Consider the following 1,507-nt stretch of genomic DNA (forward strand, 5'->3'; position numbering starts at 1 on the left):
GATCAGGTCTCCGGTTGCGTAGCTAATCGTATAATTACTGGCATTAAACGTTCCGCCCGTGGCTGCGCTTGGGGTGATGCTGCCGGTGTAGGTCCCTGCCGTCGCTGTCGCCGCTGCTCCTGCGCCATAAGCGATCGTGATGCTGCCTATGGTCTCTGAATTTTGCAAGGTACCTGATGTGATGGTGTAGGCTGTTGAACCGGTTGTTGTTGTCAGCGTTTGTCCATAAGTTTTATGGACAGTATTGGCCGTAATGGTAATGGCTGCCTTGTCTACGATCAGGTCTCCGGTTGCATAGCTAATGGTATAATTACTTGCATTAAACGTTCCGCCCGTGGCCGCGCTTGGCGTGATGCTGCCGGTGTAGGTCCCTGCTGTTGCTGTGGCAGCTGCTCCTGCGCCATAAGCAATCGTGATGCTGCCTATGGTTTCCGAGTTTTGCAAGGTACCTGATGTGATGGTGTAGGCTGTTGAACCGGTGGTTGTTGTTAAAGTTTGTCCGTAGGTTTTGTGGATAGTATTGGCTGTAATAGTGATGGCTGCCTTGTCTACGATCAGGTCTCCGGTTGCGTAGCTAATGGTATAGTTGCTGGCATTAAACGTACCACCCGTGGCCGCGCTTGGGGTGATGCTGCCGGTGTAGGTCCCTGCCGTTGCTGTCGCCGCTGCTCCTGCGCCATATGCGATCGTGATGCTGCCTATGGTTTCCGCGTTTTGTAAAGTACCTGAGGTGATGGTGTAAGCTGTCGAACCGGCTGTTGTTGTCAGTGTTTGTCCGTAGGTTTTATGAACAGTATTAGCTGTAATAGTGATGGCTGCCTTGTCTATGATCAGGTCTCCGGTTGCATAGCTAATGGTATAATTACTGGCATTAAACGTTCCACCCGTGGCCGCGCTTGGCGTGATGCTGCCGGTGTAGGTCCCTGCTGTTGCTGTGGCCGCTGCTCCTGTGCCATAAGTAATCGTTACACTGCCTATGGTCTCCGCGTTTTGTAAGGTACCTGAGGTGATCGTGTAGGCTGTTGAACCCGTGGTTGTTGTTAAAGTTTGTCCATAAGTTTTGTGGACAGTATTGGCCATAATGGTAATGGCTGCCTTGTCTATGATCAGGTCTCCGGTTGCGTAGCTAATGGTATAGTTACTCGCACTAAACGTTCCACCCGTGGCCGCGCTTGGCGTGATGCTGCCGGTGTAGGTCCCTGCTGTTGCTGTGGCCGCTGCTCCTGTGCCATAAGTAATCGTTACACTGCCTATGGTCTCCGCGTTTTGTAAGGTACCTGAGGTGATCGTGTAGGCTGTTGAACCCGTGGTTGTTGTTAAAGTTTGTCCATAAGTTTTGTGGACAGTATTGGCCATAATGGTAATGGCTGCCTTGTCTATGATCAGGTCTCCGGTTGCGTAGCTAATGGTATAGTTACTCGCATTAAATGTTCCGCCCGTGGCCGCGCTTGGCGTGATGCTGCCGGTGTAGGTCCCTGCTGTTGCTGTCGCCGCTGCTCCTGCGCCA

The 1,507-nt window shown here is 52.1% G+C and carries 1 protein-coding gene; it reads right to left on the reverse strand.

Going from position 1 to position 1,507, the window contains the following annotated elements:
* The coding region (locus tag ABD772_RS17485; RefSeq protein WP_345107501.1) for an MBG domain-containing protein at positions 1-1,507 on the reverse strand (1,507 nt) is incomplete at both ends.

The sequence above is a fragment of the Mucilaginibacter panaciglaebae genome, assembly GCF_039539265.1.
Lineage (GTDB): Bacteria > Bacteroidota > Bacteroidia > Sphingobacteriales > Sphingobacteriaceae > Mucilaginibacter > Mucilaginibacter panaciglaebae.